This is a genomic window from Snodgrassella alvi, from assembly GCF_002777425.1.
GTDB lineage: Bacteria > Pseudomonadota > Gammaproteobacteria > Burkholderiales > Neisseriaceae > Snodgrassella > Snodgrassella alvi_B.
The window spans coordinates 1-4,364 of the sequence record NZ_MDVC01000077.1 but is presented as its reverse complement, the minus strand read 5'-3'; the positions used below and the strand labels follow the sequence as shown (position 1 = coordinate 4,364).

Here is a 4,364-nt window from a genome sequence, read left to right as displayed (position 1 = left end):
CCTAGCAATAAAACTCTTAGCTATTATCTCAATATCGTCAGAAATTCGGGAAGATATTTCAGAATTATTAATTATTTTAAAAGATTGTTTAAAAGCCTTTTCTCGTAACATATCAATAAATTTAATTTCATCCATTTTAAAACTATACATTTTCAAAGAATTAAAGACACTCATCCACTGGTTATCAAATTTAGGTTCATCTCTTAGATCCAATGCATTATCTACGTCTAATAATTTTAAAAAATCGAAATTTGTTAGAACAGATAAATAATCATCAATTTCGATAAGATTTTTGTTATTCATTTCATTAGTCCTTGTTCTTTAAGCCAACTTTCCATTAAGTCGACAGCTTTAGATGGTGTTACATTAGTGCCTAAATTATAAGTCCCATTTGGTGATTTGACATCTACTTTGATGTCATCTAAGCCTGAATATGCTTTACGATATGCATCAAACAGTTGTTTATCTGAACCTATAAAATCGCCTTGTCGTGGTCCAATAATCTCTCTTTCTGCATTATGTAAGCGCCAGTGATCATGCTCAGGATTTTTCCCCTTAGGGAATAAAGTAGGTCGAGTCTTATCAGATCGGGAAACTTCAAATGTACGGCCTTTGGATTTACGAACAGCAGGCACATGATGCCCTGATGATTTTACACCCATGCATTTTTTACTCAGGCCCCACGGATCAATCCAAGTCAACCCATTAGGCGCATACTGATATAGATTCAATCCGCCAGCTAAACCAATCGGGTCTGGCTGAGTAAATCTACCTATATCCGGATCATAATACCTGAAAGTATTGTAATGTAAGCCGGTTTCCCTGTCTAAATATTGTCCCTGATATCTGAGGTTTTGCTCTACTGATTCATGTTCGATTTCATGAATCCGTTTACCCCATAACTGAAAGCTGCATTCCCAAAGTATTTTACCGTTTGCATCGGTTAGTTCTTCTGGGCAGCAATTCAGGTCAGTGTGGAAGTAGCGGATATGTTGTTCTTGGTTGCCGTCTGTGTCTATCCGCGCCAATGGTTCGTAGCTGTTCTGGTCGGTATAGATATACAGGCTGGTGAGGTGATTCGGGCCGGTTTCCTGAATCATTCTTAAGCCGTCCCACAGGAAGCGGGTACGGTTGTAGGGTTGGCCTTCGCGGTCTATCTGATGTTTTTCGATACGCCGGCCAAGAGCATCGTAGACGTAGCCGTAACGCTGGCTGCGGCCTGTTTGTTCGATGCGTACTTTGCTCAGGCGATGTTCGGCGTCGTAGTGTTAGTGCTGGATGCTGCCTATGGTCTGTTTATTCTTTGCTTTCTCATAAGGAAATTAGTAAAATAATTTATTTCATAAATGCTATATAGTCACTTAAATAAGTGTAATATGCTACGCCATAAAGAAACGCAAAATTTTCTCGACTGATGACTCAATCATTTAGCAATATAACAAGCATTAATAAAATGAATTATGCTGCTTAGAAATTGAAAAATTTTAATGAATCAATTTATTTTATAAATAGGTAACAGAACTCATTATTAGTTGTAGCTACAAAATAAACAAGATCTAAAATGAGATCATTAATTACCCTACCCTATTTTTCTTTACAACATCTCTTAAAAATATTTTACTCAAATTTTGTTTAATAAAGTCTGGAATCTGAGCGTGGTTCAACTTCTCTTCTACCAAGTTTACTTGTTTTTTCTAAGATCAAATCATAGCAATAAAAAATATCACCATCTTTTTTTAAAATTACGCCCTCCAGACAGACTTTATATATTCCTTTAGGAATATCAGCATTATTCCAACCAGTATACTCTTCCCATTCCCAAAAAACTGACATGTCAGCAATATATAAATCCCCGGTAACATTAAGATAAAAATATTTATCACTGAATATAATGGATCTATTCTCATTACAAGGAGTTTCATTTAAAAACAAACGAACAACATAGCCACCATCATCAATGCCCATGATAGGTAAGGCAATTCCTCCATCAAGCACAGAATCTCCTTTGTCTGTTGTAGTAAATTCCTTGAGAATATTTTCTCCATTATCTATTTTCCCTCCAAAGGGGGCAAGTATCCCTGGATAGTCGAAAATAATTATCCCGTTAAAATCAACATCAACGTTTATTGTCTTAACCACATTTACCTCCTGAAATTTTACGCGCTTGTTTATTATTAAACCATTTAAATAATTTTGCATGAGCTTCTTTGGGAGTTACATTTCTTGCTAAAACTTCACCCGTTGAAGGAATTTTTAAATCACCTTTTATATAGGAAACAGAATCTAAATTACGACTTGTTGCATGGAATAAGTCATCTGCCGTTCCTGTCCATGGTCCTTGAATTTTGCCTATATCACCTTTAATTGCTCTATGCAGCTCTTCATGCATTCCCGGGCTATAAGGATCAGGAAAAAATGTTGGTGTATTTCTCTTAGTTCCAAGCTCAGTCAGACCAATGCTGTTAGCCTTGTTCCGTGGAATTAGATGGTGTCCCATTCCATTAGGATTCCAGTTCCATGGCATCAACCCCCACGGATCGACCCAAGTCAACCCATTAGGCGCATACTGATACAGATTAAACCCACCCAGCAACCCAATCGGGTCTGGCTGGGTAAATCTACCTATATCTGGATCATAATACCTGAAAGTATTGTAATGTAAGCCGGTTTCTCTGTCTAAATATTGTCCCTGATATCTGAGGTTTTGCTCTATTGATTCGTGTTCGATTTCATGAATCCGCTTTCCCCATAACTGAAAGCTACATTCCCACAGTATTGCACCGTTTGCATCGGTCAGTTCTTCCGGGCAGCCATTCAGGTCGGTGTGGAAGTAGCGGATATGTTGTTCTTGGTTGCCGTCTGTGTCTATCCGCGCCAGTGGTTCGTAGCTATTCTGGTCAGTGTAGATATACAGGCTGGTAGGGTGATTTGGGCCGGTTTCCTGAATCATTCTTAAGCCGTCCCACAGGAAGCGGGTACGGTTGTAGGGTTGGCCCTCGCGGTCTATCTGATGCTTTTCAATACGCCGGCCAAGGGCGTCGTAAACATACCCATAACGCTGGCTGCGGCCTGTTTGCTCAATGCGTACTTCGCTCAGGCGGTGTTCGGCGTCGTAGTGGTAGTGCTGGGTTGCGCCGATGGTCTGTTTGGTCTGGGTTCGGCCGTGCTCGTCATAGCGGTAGTGGTGCCCTCTGAAATGCAGGAGCTGGTTACAGTGAATCAGGTTGTGGTTGCTGTATTCTTCTCTGCGTTTGCCTGTCCAGGTATTTTTTTACTAGTACACTCCTAATTAATTCAAGTTTGACTGGCTCTTATTCGTTAAAAGCATCTACCCTTGAGTCATTCCTAGACCCATAATACCTTCTGTTTTATCTAAGTCATACTCCTAAATAAATACAAAATAATTCCTTACATTGGATTTTTAAAAATATATTTAATCAATCATAATTAGATTATTTAAATTAAAACAATGATTGATATATCTGATGCTTAGTTATTATCTTGCTTTTTCCAGACATTTAATCGTATTTACGCTAGAATTCTAGTAATTATTACAATGGATATTTGTCCCAATTATTATCAAACTTATCATATACCTCTTTTTTATCAATACGCCACTCATGTTTTTTGTAATGCAAGGTATAACGAAATTGACTTTTTGCACGATTTTGTTGTTGAGTGTAAATAACTACTTTATTACCTTTGAGTTCTTCTATTTTTAGTATCTCTTCATCTGGTGAGTACTCTGGTGGGTTTCCACAAGATAATGCAGCTTGTCGACCATATTTTCGCTCTTTTTTTGTACAAAATTTATTAAATATAAAATTCAAATCTTTAGTCATTTGTAAATAAGCTTCTTCTGAAGAATCACTTTTTAATTTTGGATAGCAAAGTATTTCCCAATGATTCATCGCAATAATAAATTCTTTTAATATATTTTTCGCAATTTCAATATCCATTTAGTTTACCTAATTTTTAAAAATATTATTTAACACATTCTTCCCATTTTGAAAAACTGAGTATTCTATTACGGTTGGTCTTGTGCCTCCTTTGCCATAAATAAAATTCCATTTAATATCCACGGTTCCATGCTCTTGAATATACTGTTTAATTATTTTTTCAAAAGCTCGATATTGACCACGATTTATTCCTTTTAACTGAGGGAAAACATTATCTATACCTCCTGAACCTCCTAATATTTTCGCTAAAATATGTCCCGCATCATCATCTGCGTTACCTAATCTTCTGGCAAATGCTCTTGAAGAAGGATTAGTTGCTGTGCCTGAGCCTATATCAGCTCTTGAAACTGTCGCTTTTGCTGAAAGAGGTTGACCCTGTGCTCCTCGTTTAACTTTTACTTCACA

At 37.3% G+C, this 4,364-nt stretch carries 8 protein-coding genes; 2 read left to right on the top strand and 6 right to left on the bottom strand.

Features of this window, described 5'->3' with window-relative positions:
* Together BGI33_RS07350 and BGI33_RS14000 are read right to left on the bottom strand one after the other, a co-directional pair.
* Window positions 1–303, bottom strand: a 303-nt coding sequence (locus BGI33_RS07350; RefSeq protein WP_100090601.1) for a hypothetical protein, incomplete at its 3' end; no start/stop codon positions are given.
* On the bottom strand, window positions 300–1,100 hold the full coding sequence (locus BGI33_RS14000) for an RHS repeat domain-containing protein (RefSeq protein ID WP_180296969.1): 801 nt from the start codon (window positions 1,098–1,100) through the stop codon (window positions 300–302). The genes BGI33_RS07350 and BGI33_RS14000, both read right to left, overlap by 4 nt.
* A 39-nt stretch (window positions 1,101–1,139) precedes the next feature.
* On the opposite strand from BGI33_RS14000, the gene BGI33_RS13150 reads away from it, so the two are divergent.
* Window positions 1,140–1,334 (top strand): hypothetical protein, encoded by a 195-nt coding sequence (locus BGI33_RS13150; protein WP_180296970.1) that lies wholly within the window; start codon window positions 1,140–1,142, stop codon window positions 1,332–1,334.
* Between the two features lie 298 nt (window positions 1,335–1,632).
* Here BGI33_RS13150 and BGI33_RS07340 read toward each other — a convergent pair whose 3' ends face one another.
* Both BGI33_RS07340 and BGI33_RS07335 read right to left on the bottom strand, forming a co-directional pair.
* Window positions 1,633–2,139, bottom strand: a complete 507-nt coding sequence (locus tag BGI33_RS07340) for a hypothetical protein (protein WP_100090599.1) — start codon at window positions 2,137–2,139, stop codon at window positions 1,633–1,635.
* The gene (locus BGI33_RS07335) at window positions 2,132–2,950 is read right to left on the bottom strand and encodes an RHS repeat domain-containing protein (RefSeq protein ID WP_218965162.1); all 819 of its coding nucleotides are present in this window, start codon (window positions 2,948–2,950) and stop codon (window positions 2,132–2,134) included. Before BGI33_RS07335 ends, BGI33_RS07340 begins: the two co-directional genes overlap by 8 nt.
* Window positions 2,951–2,989: 39 nt before the next feature.
* On the opposite strand from BGI33_RS07335, the gene BGI33_RS13445 reads away from it, so the two are divergent.
* On the top strand, window positions 2,990–3,289 hold the full coding sequence (locus BGI33_RS13445) for a hypothetical protein (RefSeq protein ID WP_218965161.1): 300 nt from the start codon (window positions 2,990–2,992) through the stop codon (window positions 3,287–3,289).
* Window positions 3,290–3,551: 262 nt separating this feature from the next.
* Here the strand turns inward: BGI33_RS13445 and BGI33_RS07330 are convergent, their stop codons facing one another.
* Together BGI33_RS07330 and BGI33_RS07325 are read right to left on the bottom strand one after the other, a co-directional pair.
* Window positions 3,552–3,959, bottom strand: a complete 408-nt coding sequence (locus tag BGI33_RS07330) for an NTF2 fold immunity protein (RefSeq protein WP_100089913.1) — start codon at window positions 3,957–3,959, stop codon at window positions 3,552–3,554.
* Window positions 3,960–3,968: 9 nt separating this feature from the next.
* The coding region (locus tag BGI33_RS07325) for a DNA/RNA non-specific endonuclease (RefSeq protein WP_180298972.1) at window positions 3,969–4,364 on the bottom strand (396 nt) is incomplete at its 5' end.

Excerpts from the sequence above, each read along its gene's own strand:
- BGI33_RS14000 (WP_180296969.1), bottom strand. The coding sequence starts at position 1,100 with ATGATTCAGGAAACCGGCCCGAATCACCTCACCAGCCTGTATATCTAT.
- BGI33_RS07330 (WP_100089913.1), bottom strand. The coding sequence starts at position 3,959 with ATGGATATTGAAATTGCGAAAAATATATTAAAAGAATTTATTATTGCG.
- BGI33_RS07335 (WP_218965162.1), bottom strand. The coding sequence starts at position 2,950 with ATGATTCAGGAAACCGGCCCAAATCACCCTACCAGCCTGTATATCTAC.